This is a genomic window from Immundisolibacter sp. (genome assembly GCF_050250495.1).
Classification (GTDB): domain Bacteria; phylum Pseudomonadota; class Gammaproteobacteria; order Immundisolibacterales; family Immundisolibacteraceae; genus Immundisolibacter.
The window spans coordinates 1-21,192 of record NZ_JBFWOM010000011.1; the positions used below are offsets into that span (position 1 = coordinate 1).

Below are 21,192 nucleotides of genomic sequence, written 5' to 3' on the forward strand. Positions count from 1 at the left end.
CCGGCTCCGGGCACATCCAGGTCCTTCCTGCCCCGCGGGGGCAGGGGTCACGGCGCCGAACGACCCCCGTGGTCGCGACTCGCTCGGCGCCGCGTACCGACTCAAACGTTCTTGGTCAGCGTGTAGCTCTGCAGGCCCGGCTTGAACTCGCGCTTCTTGAACGACGCGAGCGCAGTGCGAATCCAGTCGTCCTTGGTCTCGCGGGACAGCTCCCACATCTTGGCCATTTCCCATTCCATGGACTCGGCGAAGGTCAGGCGCAGCGATTTCTCGTATACCTCCTTGGTCTTGCGCAGCACCGTGCGGCCCTTGCTGGCGAGATTTTTCACCCACTTGTCGACCTCGGCGTCGAGGTCTTTCAGCGGCACCGCGATGTTGGCCATGCCGAGCGCGACCGCCTCCTTGCCGGTGAAGGTGGCGCCGGTCAGCGCGTAGAACAGCGCCTGCTTGCGCAGCATGTTGTGGGCGTATGACCAGGTGGCGCCGCCGCCCGGGAAGATGCCGAAGTTGATCTCCGACAGGCCCCACACGGACTCCTCGGCGGCGATCACGATGTCGCAGATGCCGGCGATCTCGAAGCCGCCGCCGAACGCCCAGCCGTTGACCTTGGCCACCGTCACCGCCGGGAAGCTCTTCAGATGCGTGAACCACTCGAAGCACGGCGCGTTCACGTCGTTGAACTTGTCCGGGTCGTCGAACGGCTCGAAGAAGCACTGCTCCAGATCCATGCCGGCGCTGAACGAATCGCCGGTGCCGGTGACCACCATCACCTTGCACTTCGCGCGCGCCACTTCGTTCAGCGCGTCCACCATGTTGCGGTGCAGGGTTGGGCTCAGGCAGTTGCGCTTCTCGGGGCGGTTCAGTTGCACGGTGGCAACGTCGCCGTCGATGCTGAGGTTCACGCACTCGTATTTCTTTTGCATGGGACGGTTTCTCCTCCGGCACGCAGGCCGTTTGTAGTGATCGATCGATGACCGGCGTGCCGTCCCTGTCCGCACCGGCCTGATTTGCCGCCGCCCGTGCGGCGGCGAGAGTACCGGCCGGCGTCACTGCCGGCCGGCTGTGGCGCTAGCCCCGCCCGCGGCGCAGCTTGGTCTTTTGCGAGGCGGTGAGCTCCGCCCAGCGCTCGCGCACGCGGGCGGCCATTTCCGGGCGCGGGCGCGACATGGCCGGATAGCCCTTCAGCGGCGCCGTGGCGTCGATGCCGAGCTTGCTGGCGATGCCGTCGCCGTACTTGTCGATGGCGGGGCCGATGGTGCCGAAGCCGTCGCCCATCACCACGTCGCGCGGCGCGTGGCTGCGGTTGGCGATGGCCCAGTACACCTCCTCTTGGTTGCGCGGGTCGATGTCGTCGTCGACCACGATCACGGTCTTCGCCGTGCGCGTCGACCACAGCGCATAGATCACATGCTTGGCCTGCTCGTCGTAGGTCTTCTTGAGCGACACCACCACGGTGTGCATGTCGAGCGCGCAGTACACCTCCTTCACCGTCGGCGCCACGTCGTTACGCAGCTTGGCCGTCAAACCCGCCTCGCCCATCATCTGGCCGAGTGCGTGGGTGTCCGACGGCGGCACGCCGATGTAGGTGTGCACGTACACCGGGCTCTTGCGGCGCGTGGCGTGGTGGAACTGGATCACCGGCTGCTCGCCGACCGGGCCGTAGTAGCCGGGGTACTCGCCGTACGGGCCCTCGGCCTCGCGCACGCCGGGCAGGATGCGGCCCTCCAGCACGATCTCGGCGTCCGCCGGGACTTCGAGATCCACCGTGTCGCACTTGACCAGCTCCACCGGCTCGCCGCGCAGGGACGAGGCCAGCTCCATCTCGTCGTCGCCCAGGTTCAGGCCCTGCACCTGGGAGGCGAGGTACAGCATCGGGTCGCCGCCGATGGCGACGGCGACTTCGGTTGGCGCGCCGCGCAGGTCGTTCTTGGTGCGGATGGTGCCGGCGTGCGAGGTCGGGCTCGACCAGATGCCGGTGCGGTTGCCGGGCCGCAGTTGCAGGCGGTAGATGCCCATGTTGCGCCGGCCGCTGTCCGGGTCCTTCATCACCACGAGACCGTAGTTCAGGAAGGCGCCGCCGTCGTCCGGGTTGTTCACCGCCCGCGGCACCAGGTCCTCGATGCGCAATTGCGCTTCCGGGATCACCACTTCCTTGCACGGCGCGCTCGTCACCATGCGCGGCTGCGGCCACGGGCGGCCGCGCGAGCGCTTCAGGAAGGTCTCGCCTACCTCCGCCAGCGCCACGTCCATGGCCAGCGCGATGCGGTCCTTGGTGCCCAGCATGTTGGTGAACACCGGGTACTGGTAGCCCTTGACGTTGTTGAACATCAGCGCCGGCCCGCCTTCGTCCAGCACCTTGCGGCAGATGGCGCCGAGTTCCTCGTGCGGGTCGACTTCGGCGTCGATTTCGAGCAACTCGCCGGCAGCGTCCAGGCGTGCGATGAACTGACGGATGTCGCGGTACGGCATGGTCTCCTCCTGGTGGCCGCTCAAGCGGCTCGGTGATGGGCGCGGATTCGCCGGCCGATTGTGGCCGCCGGGGCGACCGGCGGCAAGGCGCGGTGCGAATGGGCACAATCCGGCCCATGAACACGAATCACGACACCCCCTGCCCGCTGTGCGATGCCGGCGCCGAAACCGTGCTGTGGCGCAGCCCGCAGGCCCGCGTGCTGCGCGTGGACGATGCGGCCTACGCAGGCTTCTGCCGGGTGGTCTGGAACGCGCACGTCGCGGAGATGACGGACCTCGCCCCCGCCGAGCGGCGCACCCTGATGGATCTGGTCTTCGGCGTGGAGGAGGCACTGCGGCGCGTGCTGGCGCCCGCCAAGATCAACCTCGCGAGCCTCGGCAACCAGGTGCCGCACCTGCACTGGCACGTGATCCCGCGCTTTGCGGACGACGCCGCGTTCCCGGACGCCATCTGGGCACCGGCGCGGCGCAGCGGCGCCCCGCGCAGCGTGGACTGGGTGGCGCTGGAAACCGCCGTGCGGCGTGAGCTTGAGCCCCCCAGGGCCTGACTACGGCCTGACTACAGCCGCAGGTACTCGCGCGCATTGCCGCGCAGGATGGCGTCGCGCTGCGCGGGCGGCAGGTCGAGGCCGACGATGCGCCGGCCGGGCGCCTTCTCGCGGATGGCAAACGGGTAGTCCGAGCCCACCATCAGCCGGTCAGCGCCGTACAGATCGATCAGGTACCGCAGCGCCAGGTCGTCGTAGACCAGCGCGTCGTAGTACATGCGCCGGGCGTAGTCGATGGGCGCGTGCGGCAGGAAGGCGTGCTCGCCGCGCATCGTCTCCCAGCCCGACTGCAACCGCGGCAGCACCATGCCGAAGCTGCCGCCGCCGTGGCTGAAGCCGATGCGAAGATCCGGGAATTGGTCCAGCAGGCCGCCGGTGATCATCGAGGCCACGGCAAAACCGTTCTCGTTCGGAAACGCGATCAGCGCCTGCAGCAGCGGCGGGCCGATCACCCGATCCGCCCCGGCCGGGTGCAGCGCGTGCACGAACACGGCCAGATCGTTCTCCACCGCCGCCGCGAAAAACGGCGCATGGTCCGGGTGGCCGATCGGCTTGCCATTGATGTTGCTGCCGACCTCCACGCCCACCATGCCGTACTCGCGGCGCAGCGTCTGCATCTGCCGGGCGGCCAGGTCCGGGTCCTGCAGCGGCACCATGCCGAGCCCGGCAAAGCGCTGCGGCGCCGCCGCCACCATGCCGGCGATGGTGCCGTTCACGTGCCGCGCCATGGCCAGCGCGTCGTCGGCGTCGAACCAGTACGACAGCAGCTCCGGCATGGGCGACAGCACCTGCATCTCGACATCCTCGGCGGCCATGTCCTGCTGGCGCCGGGCCGCGTCCCAGCTGTGGTCGCTCACGGTCCGAAACGGCTTGTCGCCGATCACCACCGTCTTGTGGCCGGGGTGGTCGCAGGCGTGCATCTGCGGCCAGCGCTGGCCGCCGGCGCGGCCGGCGTAGGCCGGAAAATCGGCGGGGACGACGTGGGTGTGGACATCGATGGCCATGCGGGCTCCGCGGGGTGCTGGTTCGGGTCGGCGGATGGTACGTCCTTGCGCGGGGCACAAAAAAAACCGCACCCCGTCGCCGGGATGCGGTTTCGCTGGGAACAGGATTGCCAGGGCAGTCAGGGCAAGCCAGGGTTGGCTTGCCCGTCAATCAAGCGCCCAAAGCGCTTGATTGACGGAGGCGCGCTGCGGACATGTGCCGCGGCGAGCCGAGTTGAAAAAGGGCCGGAAGCCCTTTTTCGACGGCCTGTCAAAGGAAGCGCGGCATCACCTCTTTGGCGAACAGCTCGTGCGTGCGGCGGTGCTGCTCCAGCGTGATGCCGCCCTGCGGGCCGCGCGGCAGCACCTGGATGGCGAACTCGTCGAGTTCCTCCTTCGCCAGAAAATCCGCCACCTTGTCGGCAATCTGCGCCGGCGTGCCGACCCACACCATGTCCTGCGCCAGGATGTCCTCGTAGGTCAGCTCCAGCATGCTGTTCATGGCGTTGCTGGCGTAGAAGCCGTAGCCGGCCGCCAGCAGGCGGTCACGGTCGGCCACCTGGTCCACCGACAGGATGGGCTTGGCGATCTGGTGGTAGAAGTACGGCGCCGCGGTGCGCGCCTGCTGCTGCGCCTCTTCCTCGGTCGGCGCGATGTGCACCGGCTGGATCCAGCTGACGATCGGCTTGTGGCCGGCCTTGGCGCAGGCGTCGCGGTACTCCTTCATCGCGTTGACGAAAATCGGGTACGGCGCCGGGCCGCCCACCGAGATGCCCCAGCCGCGCTCGGCGGCAAAGCGGAACGAGCGCCCGCTGGTGCCGGTCAGGTACACCGGCATCTGCTTTTGCACCGGGCGCGGGTGCACGGTGACGTTGTCGACCGTGTACTTCTGGCCGTGGAAGGAGAAGCTCTCCTCGGTCAGCGCCTTCATGATGATGTCCTGCGCTTCCTCGTAGCGCGGCTGGCTTTCCTCGTAGGGAATGCCGGCCAGCTTGTACAGCCAGGCGTGGCCGCGCCCGAAGCCGAGATCCAGCCGCCCGCCGGTCAGCACGTCGGCGGTGGCGATTTCGCCCGCCAGCACGGTCGGCGTGTGCAGTGGCAGCGTGTGGCACAGGGTGCGAAAGCGGATGTTCCTGGTGCGCTGCGCGGCGGCCGAGAACAGCGCCAGCGGGTTGGACGACTGGCCGAAGGTCGGGAAGAAGTGGTGCTCGATGGCCATGTACACGTCGTAGCCGAGCTGGTCGCACTGCTCCATGTGGCCCATCACGTCCCACACCGCCTCGCCGCTGCCGACGCCCGGCATGCAGTTCATCTCGGTGTAGACGCCAAATTTCAGCTTGCTGCTGGCCACGGTGTTTCTCCTTGATGGTGATGGACAAAGGGTGCCGTCCGGCGGGCGCGCATTATGGGCGAGTCCACCGCCGGCCGGCTGATGTCTGTCAAGCCGCGCTGACGCGCCGCGCCTGCAACCAGTGCAGCGCCACCGGCAGCAGCGACACGGCGACGATGCCGAGCGCGATCAGCGTGAGATTGCTCTTGACCCACGGAATCTGGCCAAACAGCACGCCCGCGGTCATGAACAGCAGCACCCACACCGCGGCGCCGAACACGTTGTAGGCAAGAAAGCGCCGGTACTGCATGGACCCGACGCCGGCCACGAACGGCGCGAACGTGCGCACGATGGGCACGAAGCGCGCGAGCACGATGGTCTTGCCGCCGTGGCGCTCGAAGAACGTCCGCGTTCGGGCGAGGTGCTCCTGCCGCAGCCAGCGCGAATCCGGCCGCGAATACACGCGCGGGCCGATGGCGTTGCCGATGGCGTAATTGACGCTGTCGCCGATCACCGCCGAGACGAACACCACCGCCGCCGCGGTGCCGAAATCGACCATCCCGCCCGCCGCCAGCGTGCCGACCACGAACAGCAGCGAATCACCCGGCAGAAACGGCGTCACCACCAGGCCCGTCTCGCAGAACACCACCAGCGCCAGCAGCGCGTACACCCACACGCCGTGCTCGGCGGTGAACTCGGCGAGGTGCTTGTCGAGGTGCAGAAACAGGTCGAGCAGGGTTTGCAGCAATTCCATGCGCGGCGGTCCGGTGCGTGTGGAGGCGCCAGTATCCGGGCGGCATGTGGCCGGGACAAGGCGACGCAGTTCAGAGCGTCGCGCCGATCACCGCCCCCGCAGGAACAGCCGGTCGAGCTCCGCCAGCGGCAGTTCCACCCAGGTGGGCCGGCCGTGGCCGCACTGGCCGCTGCGTTCGGTGCGCTCCATGTCGCGCAGCAGGGCGTCCATTTCGGGCAGCGTGAGCTGCCGCCCGGCGCGCACCGAACCGTGACAGGCCATGCCGGTCAGCAGCGCCTCGATGTGTTCCTCGACGCGCCGGCTGGTGCCGTGCTCGCGCAGCTCGGCCAGCACGTCGCGTACCAGCGCCGGCACGTCGCCGCCCGCCAGCAGCGCCGGCACCTCGCGCACGGCGAGCGTGTCCGGCCCGAGCACGGCCAGATCGAATCCCAGCGTTGGCCACAGTGCGGCGTGCCGCTCCACGGTGGCGATCTCGCCCGCGCTCAAGGCCAGCGTCAGCGGCACCAGCAGCGGTTGACCGACGATGCGACCGCCGGCGTGCGCCGCGCGCAGGCGCTCGAAGGTGATGCGCTCGTGCGCGGCGTGCATGTCCACCAGCACCAGTCCGCGCGCGCCCTGCGCCAGGATGTAGATGCCCATGAGCTGCGCGAGCGGCCGGCCGAGCGGCTGGTCGGGCGACTGAGCAGCATCGGGCGGCAGCGGGGTCGGCGCGTCAACGGCGCCGTGGGCGAGCTGCGTGTAGGCGGCGAGTTGTTCGGCGATCTGCCCGGTGGACAGGCGCGGCGCGTTGCCTTCCCAAAGACGCCCCGCCGTCGGCGCCGGGCGGTTGCCTGGCTGCGCAACGACATCGGACATCGTGGACGCCTCCAAGGCCGCCCCACCGGCGCGGCTGCCGCTGCCGATCACCTCCCGCAGACAGCGGCGCACCAGGTCGTGCACGGCGCGGCTGTCGCGAAAGCGCACCTCGGCCTTGGCCGGGTGCACGTTCACGTCCACCAGCGACGGCGGCAGGTCGAGGTACAGCACGTAGGCCGGGTGGCGGCCGTGGTAGAGCACGTCCTGATACGCCTGCCGCGCCGCGTGCGTGAGCAGCTTGTCGCGCACCAGGCGGCCGTTCACGTACCAGAACTGGAGGTCCGCCGCGGCGCGGGAGAAGGTCGGCAGCGCCGCCCAGCCGGACAGGCGAAGCTCCCCGGCCGGCCCAGTGGTCGGAAAGTCGAGCCGCAGCGCGGCATCCACGAACGCCTGCCCGCACAGGCGCGAGAGGCGCTGCTCGCGCGCCGGAAGATCCACGGCCGGCGGCAACTGCTGCACCGCCTTGCCGTTGTGCGACCAGGCGAGACCCACGTCGAAGCGCGCCAGCGCCAGACGCCGCAGCAGCTCGTCGGCGTGCTGGAACTCGGTCTTCTCGCTGCGCAGGAACTTGCGCCGCGCCGGCAGGTTGTAGAACAGATCGCGCACCGTGACCGTGGTGCCCGGCGGGTGCGCCGCCGGCCCGGGCTGCGACTGCCCGTGCGCGAGCTGCGCGGCCGGCGCGCCGGCAACGGCGGACGCGATGTCCAGCCGCGCCACGGACGCGATGCTCGGCAGCGCCTCGCCGCGGAAGCCGAGCGTCGCGATGCGCATCAGCTCGTCGCTGTCGGAAAGCTTGCTGGTGGCGTGGCGGCGCAGCGCGAGCGGCAGTTCCGCCGCCGGAATGCCGGCGCCGTCGTCGCGCACGCGGATCAGGCCGACGCCGCCCTGTTCGAGGGTGACCTCGATGCGCCGGGCACCGGCGTCTAGCGCGTTCTCCAGCAGTTCCTTGACGATCGAGGCCGGCCGTTCGACGACCTCGCCGGCGGCGATCTGGTTGGCGAGCTGCGCCGGCAGTTCTCGGATCGGCCGGCGCGCGGCCTCAGCTACCGTCATCGGCCGCGCGCAGCGCCGGCGTGCGGCCGGTCTGCGCCTCGGCCAGCGCCTGGCGCAGGCGCGGCTCGGTCTGCAGGTAGTCGCGAATACCGGCCACCAGCGCGCCCGCCATGCGCCGCCGGAATGCCGGATCGGCCAGCTTGCGCGCCTCTTCGGGCGTGGAGATGAAGGCGGTTTCGACCAGCACCGAGGGCACCTGCGGGGATTTCAGCACCATGAAGCCGGCCTGCTGCACGTCCGAGCGGTGCAGTTTGTTCACGTCCGCCATTCGGTCCAGCAGCCGCTCCGCGAGGCGAAGGCTACTCTCGGTGGTGGCGTTCTGCGACAGGTCCAACAGCACCGACCGCAGCACCCGGTCCTGCCCCGCCACGGCCAGGCCCGCCGGCATGCCGGCCGCGTTCTCGCGCGCGGCGAGCAGGCGCGCCGCCTCGCTGGTGGCGCCGTGCTCGGACAGCGCGTACACGCTCGACCCGCGCGCCCGGCCCTTGGCCACCGCGTCGGCGTGGATCGACAGGAACAAATCTGCCTTGTGCTTGTGCGCCACCGCCGTGCGGTCGCGCAGTTCCAGAAAGCGGTCGTCGCCGCGGGTGAGCACGGCGCGCATGCCGCGCTGGGCGTTGATCTGCGCCGCCAGTTCCCGCGCGATGGCGAGCGTGACGGTCTTCTCGTACAGGCGATTGGGGCCGACCGCGCCCACATCGTGACCGCCGTGCCCGGCGTCGATGACCACCGTCACCGCGCCGGCCGACTTGGCACGCAGCACGGGTGCTGCGGCCGGCTGCGGTGCCGGCGCTGGTGCAGCCGACCGGGCTGCTACGGGGGCCTCCTTTGGCGGCGCCACGGGCACTCGCGCCGCTAGAACAGGCGGTTTGATGGCCGGTTTGGCCACGGCGACCGGCGCCTTTTGCGCCGCGCGCGCCTGCACCGGCGCGGGCGCAGCCTGGCCGCCGAGCACGTCGATCTGCACCCGCGCGCCCCTGCCGCCGCCAGCAGGCAGCGTGGCGTGGCGCCACTGCACCGGCGCCGCGAGATCGAACACGACGCGCAGGCCGCCGCCCGCCTGCGGGCCGGAGCGCACGCCGCGCAGCGTGCCCGCCGGCGGCGCCTTGAGCCCGCCGCGCAGCGTGGTGGCGGGCAGGTCCACCACCAGCCGGTCCGGCGCCTTGAGACTGAACACCTTGGCCGCCGTGGGCGCGGAGAGCTCCAGTACCAGCCGCGTGCCGCCCGCCACCGGTGCGTAGCTCAGGCCGCGCAGTTCGCCTGCCCAGCTGGCCAGCGGCACGAGCGCCAACAGGCCCATCAGGAGTTTCTTCATGACAAGGCTTCCAGGATGTGTTCACCGGCCCTGCCGTGCGCCGTGGCGCGCAGGCGCCGTCCGGCGCCGGCAAGGTCGATGCTGATGTCGAGGTCGGGCTGCGGCAGCCAGCCGGTGCCGCGCTCGGGCCATTCCACAAAACACACGCGGTGCCCGTCGAACAGCTCGCGGGCGCCGATGTCTTCCAGCTCCTCGGCGCTGCCGAGGCGATAAAGATCGAAATGACACAGCTCGCCCTGCGGCACGGCGTAGGTTTCAAGTAGCGTGTAGGTCGGGCTGCGCACCGAGCCCGTGTGGCCGAGGCCGCGCAGCACGCCGCGCACCAGCGTGGTCTTGCCGGCGCCGAGCGGGCCGTGCAGGTACACGCAGGCCGCCGCCGGCAGCGCCCGGGCCAGGCGCGCGCCAAACGCGAGCTGCGCCGCTTCGTCGTCAAGCACCCAGGTGCGCTCCATGGTCCGTTCCGTTCAGCAGCGCCGGCAGCACGTCCAGCAGGTCGCCGGCCAACAGGCCGCGCTCGCCACGCCGGGCGGCGACGGCGTCCGCCGCCGCGCCGTGCAGGCAGGCGCCGAGCGCAGCCGCGGCAAACGCCGGCAGGCCCTGCGCCCACAGCGCCGCGATCACGCCGGTCAGCACGTCACCCATGCCGCCGCTCGCCATGCCGGGGTTGCCGTATGGCACCACGCCGACCGGCGCCTGGCCGTCGCACACCAGCGTGCCGGCGCCTTTCAGCACCACCACGCCGCCGTAGCGGGCGTGCAGCGCGCGCGCGGCGGCGTAGCGGTCAGCCTCCACCTGCGCGGTGCTGATCCCCAGTAACCGCGCCGCCTCGCCGGGGTGCGGCGTCAGAATCCAGTCCTCGCGCCGCTGCGGGTCCACCGCCAGCAGGTTCAGCGCGTCGGCGTCCACCACCAGCGGCAGGCCGCTGTCGAGCGCCGCACCCAGCAGCGCGCGGCCAAAATCGCCCTGCCCCAGGCCCGGCCCCACCGCCAGCACGCTCGCCCGGGCCAGCAGCGGCGCAAGATCAGCCGCCGCGTCCACGCCGCGCGCCATCAGTTCCGGTTGCCCCGCGATCAGCGCCGGTACGTGCGCCGCGCGCGTCCCCACGCTGGTCAATCCCGCGCCTGCGCGCGCCGAGGCCGCGCCGGCCAGGCGCACCGCGCCGCCGTAGCCGTGGTCGCCGCCCAGCACCAGCACGTGGCCGAAATTGCCCTTGTGCGCGCCACGTCGGCGCGGCGGTGCAAAGGCCACCCGCAACGCGTCGAGGTCCAGCAGCGCAGCCGGCGCCGGCCCCGCGGCATCCACCGCGTCCGTGGGCACGCCAAGGTCATCGAACGCCAGCTCGCCGCAGCAGTCGCGCGCGGCGCCGGTGTAAAGCCCCTGCTTGCGGACCACAAAGCTGACCGTCGCCCGCGCCTGCACCACCGCGCCCGGCGCGGCGCCGGTGTCGGCATCAAGCCCGCTCGGCACATCCAGCGCCAGCACCGGCCGGCCGCAGGCGTTGATGGCATCGATGGCCTCCGCCACCCGCCCGGTCGGCGGGCGGTCGAGGCCCGTACCCAGCAACGCGTCGACCACCACATCCGCGCCGGCCAGCGTGGCCTGCACGTCGGCCTGCTCCGCCCCGCCGCAGGCCAGCCAGCCCTGCCGGGCGGCATCCGCCTCGCTGCCCGGCCGCGGCACGCCGGCCACGCGGCCGAGCGCGACGCCAAGGCCGGCCGAGCGCGCCAGGCGCGCCAGCACGTAACCGTCGCCGCCGTTGTTGCCCGCCCCGCACAGCACGCCGACCTGCTGCGCCTGCGGCCAGCGGCGCCGCATGACGGTGTAGGCCGCCGCCCCGGCGCGCTCCATCAGTGCGTTTCCGGCGCATGCGGGCTGCTGCATCGCGGCGTGGTCGACGCGCCGCGATTGGGCAACTGAATACAATTTTTCTAGCCGAGACAACACCTTAAGAATGCCGTTTGATGCCCGAGCTGAGAAAGCCGGCGCAAGCATACGCTTTTTTCCCCACCCGATTCGCGTCAATCGCTTTATTTCATTGCCTTTGCGGGGAGCGGCCCACCAACACGCAGCAGCCGCCCGGAGGCGCCGCAAAACCGGCAGCGGCTGTGCTCCATAATCGCCGCCCGACCCGGATCGCCGGCCCCAGCCCGCCTCGGCGACGCCCGGCAGGCCACACACGCGCTGCACGCCACAACCCAAGCGCGCGCCGGCCATCCAGCGCCCACAGCCCCCTCCGCCGAAACCCCGCATGCCCACACTCAACTGGATCGGCAAGCAAGCCGTCGTCAAACACCACAAGGAGGTGCCGTTCCGCCTGCTGGAGCCGGTGCCCGAGCTGTCTCTCCCCTCTCCCGCGGGCGGGAGAGGGGCTGGGGGTGAGGGCGCCCATGCCGAGCGCGCCCACGGCGACACCGATTCGCCGGGAGCGAATCGGTGCGATAGCCCCGAAGGGGTGAGGCGCACGGACGCGCCGAACAACCTCATCGTGCAGGGCGACAACCTGCACGCGCTCAAGGCCCTGCTGCCGCGCTACGCCGGCCAGGTGAAGTGCATCTACATCGACCCGCCCTACAACACCGGCAACGAGGGCTGGGTCTACAACGACAACGTCAACAGCCCGGAGATTCGCAAGTGGCTGGGCGAAGTGGTCGGCAAGGAAGGTGAGACGCTGGACCGCCACGACCGCTGGCTGTGCATGATGTATCCGCGGCTGGTGCTGCTGAGGCAGTACCTTCGCAATGACGGCGTGATCTGGGTGTCGATTGACGATGCAGCCATCCATCTGCTGCGCGCATTGATGGACGAGGTATTCGGCGCGTCGAAGTTCGTAGCATGCAACGTTTGGCAGAAACGATACTCGCGCGAAAACCGGGAGGCCATTGGCGACGTGCATGAGTACCTGCTCATCTACGCGATGAACCCGGCGAAATTCAAGGAGACGCGGAACAAGGTTCCCATCGACGAAAAGCAAGCCAAGGTCTATCGAAATCCGAACAACGATCCGAAGGGGCGTTGGAGGCCTATTCCCCTGACTGCACAGGCTGGTCATGCAACGAAAGACCAGTTTTACGAAATCACATCGCCTAGCGGCAAGAAGTTCAAGCCGAGCCCAGGCCGCTGCTGGGGCTTGGCAGAAGCAACCTTCAACAAGCTCAGGGCTGAAGGCCGCATTTACTTCGGTAAGAAAGGGGACTCGCAACCCAACGTGATCCGCTACTTGAGCGAGGTCGAAGGAGTGGTGCCTTGGACATGGTGGACGCATGAAGAGGTAGGACATACGGACGAGGCAACCAAGGAGCTCATGAGCGTTCTCGGTGGCATCAGCGGCTTCGACACCACGCCGAAGCCATCGCGCCTCATACAGCGTCTTCTACAAATCGCCACCGACAAGGATTCGCTCGTCCTCGACAGTTTCGCCGGCTCCGGCACCACCGCCCACGCGGTGCTGAAACAGAACGCCGAAGACGGTGGCAATCGCCGCTTCATCCTGGTGGAGATGGACGACGCCATCGCCCGCAACGTCACCGCCGAGCGCGTGCGCCGCGTGGCGCAGGGCTACACACGCGGCCAGGCCACGCTCCCCTCTCCCGTGAGCGGGAGAGGGGTTGGGGGAGAGGGCGCAAGCCACGACCCTGACGAAGATACCCTCTCCCCGGCCCTCTCCCGCGAGTGGGATAGGGGGAAAGATTGGGTGCCGGGACTCGGTGGCGGCTTCCAGTTCTGCCGGCTGTCCGCCGAGCCGCTGTTCGACGCCGACGGGCAGATTCGCCGCGACGTGACCTTTGCCCAGCTCGCCGAGTTCGTGTGGTTTCTGGAGACCGGCGCCGGCTCCGCGCCATCGCTCTGCCCGGCTGCAACTGACAAGGCCGAAGGCCGTTGGCCATTGCTCGGAATCCATGCCGGGCGCGCGGTCTACCTGCTCTACAACGGCATCCTGAAGGACCGCTCCGACCTCGGCGGCAACGTGCTGAACCAGCGCACGCTGGCGCTGCTGGACGAAACCGCGCCGGGCTTTGCCGGGCCGCGCGTGGTGTACGGCGCGCGCACGCGCTTCGACAGGAAAAGGCTCGCCGCGCTCGGCATCACCTTCCACCAACTGCCCTACGAACTGGCGGTGAAGACATGGTTTTGACGGCGCCGAAGGTGATCGTCATCGCCGGCCCCAACGGCGCGGGCAAGACCACCTTTGCGCGCGAGTTCCTGCCCAACGAAGCGGCCTGCCCCGTCTTCATCAATGCGGACCTGATCGCGGCCGGATTGGCGCCGTTTGCCCCGGAACGCGCCGCCGTGCAGGCGGCCCGACTCATGCTGGATGCAATGGCGCAGCATTTTGCCGCCCGCGAGAGCTTTGCGTTCGAGACCACGTTGTCCGGACGCGGCTATGTGCACCGGATCAGGCGCTGGCAGGCGGCGGGCTATACGGTCGAGCTGATCTTTCTGCAACTCAATTCGGCCGACGAGGCGATCGCCCGCGTTGCCCAGCGCGTGAAACAGGGCGGTCATGACGTTCCGCCCGACACCGTCCGCCGGCGCTTCGCGGCAGGACGGGAGAATTTTCATCGGCTGTACGCGCCGTTGGTGGATACGTGGGTGTTGTACGACAACGCCGGGGCACAACCACGATTGTTGGACTGGAGCGAAAAACCATGAGCCCGCGACCCCTGGACAGTGCCCGGAATGCGGACCTCCCGGCTTCTTACGAGGCGTTGAAACGGGCCGCGCGGCGCGCGCGGGAGGTGGCGCGACAGACAGGGACACTGCTCGTCATTGGCGAAGACGGCCAGGTCCGGCTGATCGCGCCGCAACCCGAATCCGCCGCTGCACGCGTCAATGAGCCGTCCTCGGGCTACGGGGAGGGCGCATGAACGAACTGAAGAATTACCAGGCGCAGTTGCTGGACGACTTCGCGGCCTATCTCGCCCGCTGCCGCGAGCTGAAGGATCCGGCGGCGGCCTTTGCGGAATCGACGCTCGCGCATTTCGGCTATGCCCTGCCGTATCACCCGCTGCCGGGCGCGCCGCTGACGCCCTATGTGTGCCTGCGGGTGCCCACCGGCGGCGGCAAGACGCGCCTTGCCGGGCAGGCCATCCGGCGCGTGAACGAGCAGTTTCTGGCCACCGAGCACGCGCTGGTGCTGTGGCTGGTGCCGTCGGAGCCGATCCGCGAGCAGACGCTGCGCGCGCTGAAAACACCGGGCGAATTGCTGCATGAGGACATGCGGGAGCTGTTCGGCGCGGTGCATGTGCTGGACATCGACGCGGCGCTCGCCGTGCAGCCGGCGACGCTCGATACCGGCAACACGATCATCGTGGCCACCATGCAGAGCTTCAAGCGCGACAGCGCCGACGGGCTGCGCGTGTACCGCCAGAACGGCGCGCTGATGGCGCACTTCGATAGCGCCGCGCCGGGCGAGCGGTCGCTGGTGGAGGTGATCCGCCGGCGCCGGCCGTTCGTGATCGTGGACGAGGCGCACAACCAGGGCACGCCGCTGGCGGTGGATACGCTGGCGCGCTTCGAGCCGGCTTGCGTGCTGGAGCTGACGGCCACGCCGGACCGAGACAACAATCCCTCCAACGTGCTGCGCAGCGTGTCGGCCGCCACGTTGCAGGCCGAAGACATGCTGAAGCTGCCGCTGGAGCTGGCCATTCACCCGGAGTGGCGGGTGTCGCTGACCGAGGCCATCGGCCGGCTGCGGCAACTGGAAGTGGCGGCGGAAGCGGAGCGGCAGGCGACCGGCGAGACGATCGCGCCGGTGGTGATGCTGATCCAGGCCGAGCGCAAGGCGGACGGCAAGGAGACCTTCACCCCGGAGCGGGTGAAGCAGCACTTGATCGACCACTTCGCCATCGCGCCCGAGCGCATCGCCATTGCCACCGGCGCGGTGGACGAGCTTTCCGGCCGGACGCTTGGGGATGCGGACTACCCGCAGTTCATCATCACCGTGGACAAGCTGCGCGAGGGCTGGGACTGCCCGTTTGCCTACGTGCTGTTCACCTTCCGCAACACCACCTCCAGCACGGCCGTGGAGCAGGTGCTGGGACGTGTGCTGCGCATGCCGCACGTCACGCGCAAGCAGCAGGAGGCGCTGAACCGCAGCTATGCGTATGTGGTGTCGTCCGAACTCGCGGCCACGGTGCAGGGGCTGCGCGACGGGCTGGTGCAGAACGGCTTCGAGCGGCTGGACACCCGCGAGCTGATCCGTACCGCGCAGGATTTCGCCCCGGCCGGTGACCTGTTCGCGCCGGTGGCGGAAGTGGTGATCCCATTGCCGCCGCTGGACGACGGCGTGGCGCTGCCGGACCCCGCGGCGCTGGCGGGTCTGCCCAAGGCGCTGCGCGACCGGGTGGAGGTATCCCCCGAGCGCGGCACGCTGACGGTGAAGGGCGGCCTTGCGCCGAAACAGAGCCAGCAACTGGCGGAGACCTTCACGCATCCGACGGCGATCCACGTCGTGCGCGAGCGGCTGGATACGGCGCTCGCGCTCGCCAGCGCGCCACCGGCGCGCGAACCCACGCCGGCCGAACGCGGCCGCACGGCGCGCATCCCGTTGTTGGGGCACACGCAGTACGGCCTGTTCGACCTGTTCGACGAAACGCCGCTGCTGGATGCGGATTGGGAAATCACCGAGTTCGATCCGCATCTCACGCAAGGCGAATTCGCACACGACATGGAGGCCATGCGCCGCGCCTCGCTCAACATCTCGCAACTGGAACGGGTCGAGTGCGATGTGTACGACCGCCTCGACAGCCAGCTCGCCCTGTTCGGGCGCGAACAGGGCTGGCAGCAGACCGATCTGGTCTACTGGCTCGATCGCAACCTCAGCTTTCCCTACGCGGAGCGCGACCAGAAGGTGGCCTGGATCGACGCCGCGGTGACGCACCTGATCGGGGCGGGCGGCTTTGCGCTGGACGAGCTGGCCTACCGCAAGTTCCGCCTGCGCGGTGCGCTGGAACGCAAGCTGGCCGCCGGGCTGGTGCAGGCCAAGCAACGGGTGTTCGACGAACTGTTTGCCGACGAGGCCGCCTTTGCCGTGCGCGACGAGCACGCCGTGGTGCTGGAGCCGGGGCGCTACGCCTACGACGTGCCGTATACCGGCTTCGTGACGCTGCGGCGCCATTTCTTTCCGGTGATCGGCAATCTCAAGAGCACGGGCGAGGAATTCGAGTGCGCCGAGTTCATCGCCAACCAGCTTGCCGGCGTGGACTGGTGGGTGCGCAACGTGGAGCGGAAGCCCAACGCCTTTTGGCTGCAAACCGCGTCGGACCGCTTCTACCCGGACTTCTTGGTGCAGATGAAGGACGGTCCGCTGCTCGCCGTGGAGTACAAGGGCGCACAACTTGCCGACAACCGCGACAGCCGTGACAAGCAGCGCATCGGGGAGCTGTGGGCGCGGCGCAGCGACGGGCGCTGTCGGTTTGCGTGGGTGACCGACAGGCGTTGGGATTTGATCGAGGCGCAGTTATGACGGCCCGCAACCCGGCACAAAAACACACCTGCCGCCCTGCCGGCGCGCCCTTGCGCACGTGGCAGGGTTCTTTACTGCGCGGGTTGGCGCAGCGCAGGCCCTGCGCACCGCCAATCGGGGGTAGATGCTGACGCCCCCTGCCCTCGCCGCCACAGTCCGTACGCTGGCCGCGGAACTCGGCTTCACCGGCCTTGGCGTCAGCGGCGTTGACCTCGCGCAGGCCGAGCAGCGGCTGGCCGACTGGCTGGCGCGCGGTTATCACGGCGAGATGGCGTGGATGGCGCGCCACGGCAGCCGCCGTTCGCGGCCGGCGGAGCTCGTGCCCGGCACGCTGCGCGTGATCTGCGTACGCATGGATTACTGGCCACAGCAGGCTGCGGCGCCCTGGCCGGTGCTGGAATCACCCTCGCTCGGCTACGTGTCGCGCTACGCGCTCGGCCGGGACTACCACAAGCGCGTGCGCCAGCGCCTGCAGCGCCTCGCGGACGGCATCGCCGCCCTGATCGGCCCGTTCGGCTACCGCGTGTTCTGCGACAGCGCGCCGGTGCTGGAAAAACCGCTCGCCGAGCAGGCCGGGCTCGGCTGGATCGGCAAGCACACGTGTCTGATCGACCGGCGCGGCGGGTCGTGGTTTTTCCTCGGCGAGCTGTACACGGACCTGCCGCTGCCGGTGGACGCGCCGGCCCGCGGCCACTGCGGCAGTTGCCGTGCCTGCATGGATGTGTGCCCCACCGGCGCCATCGTGGCGCCGTACGTGGTGGACGCGCGGCGGTGCATCTCGTACCTCACCATCGAGCACCCGGGGCCGATTCCGGAGGAGCTGCGCCCATTGCTTGGCAACCGCATCTACGGCTGCGACGACTGCCAGTTGGTGTGCCCGTGGAACAAGTTTGCGCGGCCCACCGATGCCGCCGACTTTGCGCCGCGCGAGGGCCTGGATGCGCCGCGCCTGGTCGATCTCATGGACTGGAGCGCCGACGAGTTCGACCGGCGCCTGGCCGGCTCCGCCATCCGCCGCATCGGCCACGAACGCTGGCAGCGCAACATCGCCGTGGCACTCGGCAACGCGCCGCCGGGCGACGCGGCCGCCATCGCCTGCCTGCGCCGCCACCGGCACGGCCCCTCACCGCTGGTGCGCGAGCACGTGGAATGGGCGCTGCGGCGGCACGGCGCGGACGGATGATCAGTCGCTCGGAGTCGTGCCAGCCGGCCGGCTGAACGGCCTGCGCGCGGATCGTGACTCACACCAACCGCGCTCGCACTCAGGATGGCGCGAAAGGCGAATCACGCCCCGCGTCGACCATGCGCAGGCTGTGCTGTCTTCGGCAACACGAAATACGGCCGATGGGATGTGGATACGGGTATCCGACCACCTAAAACCCCAACCCCATCTGCCCCCCGGCCGGCGGCCGGAACGCGCGCGTATCGAGCGCGGGCACTTCTCCGAGTCCGAGCCGGCGGCAGGCGATGTCGAAGCGCTGGCCGAGCAGCGTGGCGTAGTCGCCGGCGCCGCGCTGGCGGTGGCCGAAGGTGCTGCTGGACAGACGCTCGCCCCACAGGTCGCGCAGCGCGTTCAGCACGCGCGCGGCGCGGTCGGGCCGGTGGCGGTGCAGCCAGTCTTCGAAGAGATCCGCCACTTCGCCCGGCAGGCGCAGCACGGTGTAGCCGGCAAAGCTGGCGCCGGCCTGCGCAGCGGCGGTAAGGATGGCTTCGAGCTCGTGGTCGGTGAGCGCCGGGATGATGGGCGCCACCAACACGCCCACCGGCACGCCGGCATCGCGCAGGCGCGCGACGGTGTCGAGCCGCGCCTGCGGCGCCGCGGCGCGCGGTTCCAGCGTGCGGGCGATGTCGCGGTCGAGCGTGGTGATGGACAGGAACACGCTGATGAGGTTGTGGCGGGCGAGTTCGGCGAGGATGTCGAGGTCCTGCGCAATGCGGCCGGACTTGGTGACGATGCCGACCGGGTGGCGGCAGTCCAGCAGCAGTTCCAGCACGCTGCGGGTGATGCGCCAGTGCCGCTCGGCCGGCTGGTAGGGGTCGGTGTTGGTGCCCATGGCGAGCACCTGGCAGCGGTAGCCGGGCTTGCGCAGGGCGTCTGCCAGCAGCTGCGCGGCGCGCGGCTTGGCGAGGATGCGGGTCTCGAAATCGAGTCCGGGCGAGAGGTCCAGGTACGCGTGGCTCGGCCGGGCGAAGCAGTAGATGCAGCCGTGCTCGCAGCCGCGGTAGGGATTCAGCGACTGCTTGAACGGCAGGTCCGGGGAGTCGTTGCGGGTAATGACCGAGCGCGTCGCGTCCACGCTGACCACGGTGCGCGGGTCGGCGCCGGGCTCGTCTGGCGTGTCGGCATCGGGCGCCGCGCCGCGCTCCGTGCGGGCGTAGCGCGGCGTCGGGTTGTAGCCGGCGCCGCGGCCTTTGTGGGTGCGCCCCTCACTCATCGACCTTGATCGCCGCCGCGATGGCCCGCGTGCGCGCCTGCCGCAGCGCGCTGCGCATGGCCTCGCCGGTGAGGCCGCGTTCGACGAGCGGCCGCACGTCCACGCCGCGCGCGGCCTCGAAGGCGTGTTGCAACCGCGCCGCCTGCGGGTAGGGCCTGTCCTCGAAGCCGGTGCGGCCGCGGTGGTCGGCCTCGCAGGCCAGCAGGAACTGCGCGTAGCGCTGCGGGCGGCGCAGCGCGTCGGTGCGCTCGATGATGTCGAGCAGCGTGCCGGCACGCAGTTCCAGCGCCCGGTGCGCGTTGCCGTGGTCGCGCGCCACGGCGAGCGCGAGTTCACGGTAGGCGGCAGGGACTTTCAGGCGCGCGCACAGGCCATTCACCAACTCCACGCTGCGCGCCTCGTGGCCGTGGTGGCGGGGCCACTCGCCGGGCGGCGTGGTGCCCTTGCCAAGGTCGTGCAGCAGGGCGGCAAAGCGCACCTGCGGGTCGTCACTCAGGCGGGCGGCCTGCTCCAGCACCATCAGCACGTGCACGCCGGTGTCGATTTCGGGGTGCGGCGCGGCCGGCTGCGGCACGCCGAACAGGCGGTCGAGTTCCGGCAGGAGTTTTTGCAATGCGCCGCAGTCGCGCAGCACGCCGATGAAGCGCTGCGGGTCCGGCTCGCGCAGCGCGCGCTCGAATTCCTGCCACACGCGCTCCGGCACCAGCGCGTCCACCTCGCCGGCCGCCACCATCTGCTGCATCAGCGCCTGGGTGTCGTCCGCCACGGTGAAGCCCATGCGGTGAAAGCGCGCCGCGAAGCGCGCCAGGCGCAGGATGCGCACCGGGTCTTCGGCAAATGCCGGCGACACGTGTCGCAGGGTGCGGGCGGCGAGATCGGCTTGGCCGCCGTAGGGGTCGATGACGGTGCCGTCCGCGGCCTCGGCCATCGCGTTGATGGTGAGGTCGCGCCGCAGGAGGTCGTCTTCGAGTGTCACGTCCGGCGAGAAGCTGACCGCGAAGCCGTGGTAGCCGCGCGCGGTCTTGCGCTCGGTGCGGGCGAGCGCGTACTCATCGCCGGTCTTCGGGTGCAGGAACACCGGAAAGTCCGCACCCACCTGCTTGAAGCCGGCGTGGAGCAGGTCGTCCGGCGTGGCGCCGACGACGACGTAATCGCGGTCCGTCACCGGCAGGCCCAGCAGGCGGTCGCGCACCGCGCCGCCGACGAGGTAAGTCTTGAACGGCAGCTTCATGGCCGCCACACGCCGCCCGGCACGCGCCGCGCACCGCGCAAGGGACGCGCGTACCAGTACACCCAGGCAAGGCGGCGCCGGCCGGCCTGGATGACTCGCGTCTGCTCGCGGCGGTATTCGGGCGCCATGCCGGCGGGCGGCGCGCAACCCTCGTAGCGGTCGAGCGCGGCGAACGCTGCCGGGCGCGTCAGGCGGTACAGCTCGCCGTGCACACGCTCGCGGGGGCAGCGCGCCGGGCGGGCGGCGGGATAGGGCCCAAGGTCGTACAGGCGTGCGGCCACGCTGGCCTGCCCCAGACACTGCCCGGCCGGCCGCAGGCGCGCGTGCGCGCTGCCGCCGCGGCGCAGGCTGCCGTACACGAACACCAGCGGCTTGATCATGATCGGCAGGCCGGGCAACGAAGGCTGGCTATTATCCGGACAAAGCCGGCAGCCCGGCACCGCCGGAACCGCCCATACGGAGGACAACGGATGCCGATCGCCCCGCTGCGAGTCGACCAGCTCTACGCGCCCTGCCCGCTGGAGCTGATCCCCTACCGGAGCACCGCCGAGGTGACCGACGCGGTGGACGTGGTGGGGCAGGAACGGGCGCTCGCGGCGCTCGAATTCGGCACCGGCGTGCGCCGCGACGGCTACAACCTGTTCATCCTCGGCACACCGGGCGCCGGCCGGCACGGCGTGGTGCGGCGGTTTCTGGAGCAGCGCGCGGCGAGCCAGCCGACGCCGGCCGACTGGTGCTACGTGCACAACTTCGA

At 70.1% G+C, this 21,192-nt stretch carries 17 protein-coding genes and 1 pseudogene; 6 read left to right on the forward strand and 12 right to left on the reverse strand.

Annotated features, from left to right (window positions below; genetic code table 11):
- Positions 1 to 101: 101 nt before the first annotated feature.
- A complete protein-coding gene (locus AB7F93_RS08905; protein WP_428302547.1) occupies positions 102 to 923 on the reverse strand; it encodes a p-hydroxycinnamoyl CoA hydratase/lyase in 822 nt (273 codons plus the stop codon).
- A gap of 145 nt (positions 924 to 1,068) precedes the next feature.
- On the reverse strand, positions 1,069 to 2,493 hold the full coding sequence (locus AB7F93_RS08910) for a UbiD family decarboxylase (protein ID WP_428302548.1): 1,425 nt from the start codon (positions 2,491 to 2,493) through the stop codon (positions 1,069 to 1,071).
- Positions 2,494 to 2,585: 92 nt separating this feature from the next.
- On the opposite strand from AB7F93_RS08910, the gene AB7F93_RS08915 reads away from it, so the two are divergent.
- Entirely contained in the window at positions 2,586 to 3,017 is a 432-nt protein-coding gene (locus AB7F93_RS08915; protein ID WP_428302549.1) for an HIT family protein, read from the forward strand.
- 11 nt (positions 3,018 to 3,028) lie between these two features.
- Here the strand turns inward: AB7F93_RS08915 and AB7F93_RS08920 are convergent, their stop codons facing one another.
- The 7 genes from AB7F93_RS08920 to AB7F93_RS08950 form a co-directional block, all read right to left on the reverse strand.
- A complete protein-coding gene (locus AB7F93_RS08920) occupies positions 3,029 to 4,021 on the reverse strand; it encodes an amidohydrolase family protein (RefSeq protein WP_428302550.1) in 993 nt (330 codons plus the stop codon).
- A 250-nt stretch (positions 4,022 to 4,271) separates the two neighbouring features.
- Positions 4,272 to 5,351: an LLM class flavin-dependent oxidoreductase gene (locus AB7F93_RS08925; protein WP_428302551.1), complete on the reverse strand. Its 1,080-nt coding sequence runs from the start codon at positions 5,349 to 5,351 to the stop codon at positions 4,272 to 4,274.
- An 88-nt stretch (positions 5,352 to 5,439) separates the two neighbouring features.
- The gene (locus tag AB7F93_RS08930; RefSeq protein WP_428302552.1) at positions 5,440 to 6,084 is read right to left on the reverse strand and encodes a DedA family protein; all 645 of its coding nucleotides are present in this window, start codon (positions 6,082 to 6,084) and stop codon (positions 5,440 to 5,442) included.
- A gap of 87 nt (positions 6,085 to 6,171) precedes the next feature.
- A complete protein-coding gene (gene mutL, locus AB7F93_RS08935; protein WP_428302553.1) occupies positions 6,172 to 7,992 on the reverse strand; it encodes a DNA mismatch repair endonuclease MutL in 1,821 nt (606 codons plus the stop codon).
- Positions 7,979 to 9,307, reverse strand: a complete 1,329-nt coding sequence (locus AB7F93_RS08940; RefSeq protein ID WP_428302554.1) for an N-acetylmuramoyl-L-alanine amidase — start codon at positions 9,305 to 9,307, stop codon at positions 7,979 to 7,981. The genes mutL and AB7F93_RS08940 overlap by 14 nt, the downstream gene beginning before the upstream one ends.
- Positions 9,304 to 9,759, reverse strand: a complete 456-nt coding sequence (tsaE, locus tag AB7F93_RS08945; protein WP_428302555.1) for a tRNA (adenosine(37)-N6)-threonylcarbamoyltransferase complex ATPase subunit type 1 TsaE — start codon at positions 9,757 to 9,759, stop codon at positions 9,304 to 9,306. Before tsaE ends, AB7F93_RS08940 begins: the two co-directional genes overlap by 4 nt.
- Complete coding sequence (locus tag AB7F93_RS08950; protein WP_428302556.1) at positions 9,737 to 11,299, reverse strand: NAD(P)H-hydrate dehydratase; 1,563 nt, start codon at positions 11,297 to 11,299, stop codon at positions 9,737 to 9,739. Before AB7F93_RS08950 ends, tsaE begins: the two co-directional genes overlap by 23 nt.
- A 256-nt stretch (positions 11,300 to 11,555) precedes the next feature.
- Between AB7F93_RS08950 and AB7F93_RS08955 the strand changes: the two genes are divergently transcribed.
- The 4 genes from AB7F93_RS08955 (at position 11,556) to queG (ending at position 17,955) form a co-directional block, all read left to right on the forward strand.
- Positions 11,556 to 13,439, forward strand: coding sequence for a site-specific DNA-methyltransferase (locus AB7F93_RS08955; protein WP_428302557.1), 1,884 nt, complete (start codon positions 11,556 to 11,558; stop codon positions 13,437 to 13,439).
- Positions 13,430 to 13,957 (forward strand): zeta toxin family protein, encoded by a 528-nt coding sequence (locus AB7F93_RS08960; protein ID WP_428302558.1) that lies wholly within the window; start codon positions 13,430 to 13,432, stop codon positions 13,955 to 13,957. The genes AB7F93_RS08955 and AB7F93_RS08960 overlap by 10 nt, the downstream gene beginning before the upstream one ends.
- A gap of 211 nt (positions 13,958 to 14,168) precedes the next feature.
- The gene (locus AB7F93_RS08965) at positions 14,169 to 16,772 is read left to right on the forward strand and encodes a DEAD/DEAH box helicase (RefSeq protein ID WP_428302559.1); all 2,604 of its coding nucleotides are present in this window, start codon (positions 14,169 to 14,171) and stop codon (positions 16,770 to 16,772) included.
- 124 nt (positions 16,773 to 16,896) lie between these two features.
- The gene (gene queG / locus AB7F93_RS08970) at positions 16,897 to 17,955 is read left to right on the forward strand and encodes a tRNA epoxyqueuosine(34) reductase QueG (RefSeq protein WP_428302560.1); all 1,059 of its coding nucleotides are present in this window, start codon (positions 16,897 to 16,899) and stop codon (positions 17,953 to 17,955) included.
- Positions 17,956 to 18,145: 190 nt separating this feature from the next.
- Here the strand turns inward: queG and AB7F93_RS08975 are convergent, their stop codons facing one another.
- Genes AB7F93_RS08975 through AB7F93_RS08985 form a run of 3 tightly spaced genes read right to left on the reverse strand, consistent with a single transcriptional unit; the run spans position 18,146 to position 20,818 of the window.
- Complete coding sequence (locus AB7F93_RS08975; RefSeq protein WP_428302561.1) at positions 18,146 to 19,207, reverse strand: PA0069 family radical SAM protein; 1,062 nt, start codon at positions 19,205 to 19,207, stop codon at positions 18,146 to 18,148.
- A complete protein-coding gene (locus AB7F93_RS08980; RefSeq protein WP_428302562.1) occupies positions 19,200 to 20,438 on the reverse strand; it encodes a multifunctional CCA addition/repair protein in 1,239 nt (412 codons plus the stop codon). Before AB7F93_RS08980 ends, AB7F93_RS08975 begins: the two co-directional genes overlap by 8 nt.
- Positions 20,435 to 20,818 (reverse strand): gamma-glutamylcyclotransferase family protein, encoded by a 384-nt coding sequence (locus AB7F93_RS08985; RefSeq protein WP_428302563.1) that lies wholly within the window; start codon positions 20,816 to 20,818, stop codon positions 20,435 to 20,437. The genes AB7F93_RS08980 and AB7F93_RS08985 overlap by 4 nt, the downstream gene beginning before the upstream one ends.
- Before the next feature lie 90 nt (positions 20,819 to 20,908).
- On the opposite strand from AB7F93_RS08985, the pseudogene AB7F93_RS08990 reads away from it, so the two are divergent.
- A pseudogene (locus AB7F93_RS08990) lies at positions 20,909 to 21,192 on the forward strand (ATP-dependent protease); the annotation flags it as partial.

Bases quoted from the DNA above. Each gene is read 5' to 3' on its own strand.
- AB7F93_RS08985 (WP_428302563.1), bottom strand. From the start codon at position 20,818: ATGATCAAGCCGCTGGTGTTCGTGTACGGCAGCCTGCGCCGCGGCGGC.
- AB7F93_RS08915 (WP_428302549.1), top strand. From the start codon at position 2,586: ATGAACACGAATCACGACACCCCCTGCCCGCTGTGCGATGCCGGCGCC.
- AB7F93_RS08955 (WP_428302557.1), top strand. From the start codon at position 11,556: ATGCCCACACTCAACTGGATCGGCAAGCAAGCCGTCGTCAAACACCAC.
- AB7F93_RS08940 (WP_428302554.1), bottom strand. From the start codon at position 9,307: ATGAAGAAACTCCTGATGGGCCTGTTGGCGCTCGTGCCGCTGGCCAGC.
- mutL (WP_428302553.1), bottom strand. From the start codon at position 7,992: ATGACGGTAGCTGAGGCCGCGCGCCGGCCGATCCGAGAACTGCCGGCG.
- AB7F93_RS08965 (WP_428302559.1), top strand. From the start codon at position 14,169: ATGAACGAACTGAAGAATTACCAGGCGCAGTTGCTGGACGACTTCGCG.
- AB7F93_RS08950 (WP_428302556.1), bottom strand. From the start codon at position 11,299: ATGCTTGCGCCGGCTTTCTCAGCTCGGGCATCAAACGGCATTCTTAAG.
- tsaE (WP_428302555.1), bottom strand. From the start codon at position 9,759: ATGGAGCGCACCTGGGTGCTTGACGACGAAGCGGCGCAGCTCGCGTTT.
- AB7F93_RS08960 (WP_428302558.1), top strand. From the start codon at position 13,430: ATGGTTTTGACGGCGCCGAAGGTGATCGTCATCGCCGGCCCCAACGGC.
- AB7F93_RS08905 (WP_428302547.1), bottom strand. From the start codon at position 923: ATGCAAAAGAAATACGAGTGCGTGAACCTCAGCATCGACGGCGACGTT.
- AB7F93_RS08920 (WP_428302550.1), bottom strand. From the start codon at position 4,021: ATGGCCATCGATGTCCACACCCACGTCGTCCCCGCCGATTTTCCGGCC.
- AB7F93_RS08975 (WP_428302561.1), bottom strand. From the start codon at position 19,207: ATGAGTGAGGGGCGCACCCACAAAGGCCGCGGCGCCGGCTACAACCCG.
- AB7F93_RS08980 (WP_428302562.1), bottom strand. From the start codon at position 20,438: ATGAAGCTGCCGTTCAAGACTTACCTCGTCGGCGGCGCGGTGCGCGAC.
- AB7F93_RS08930 (WP_428302552.1), bottom strand. From the start codon at position 6,084: ATGGAATTGCTGCAAACCCTGCTCGACCTGTTTCTGCACCTCGACAAG.
- queG (WP_428302560.1), top strand. From the start codon at position 16,897: ATGCTGACGCCCCCTGCCCTCGCCGCCACAGTCCGTACGCTGGCCGCG.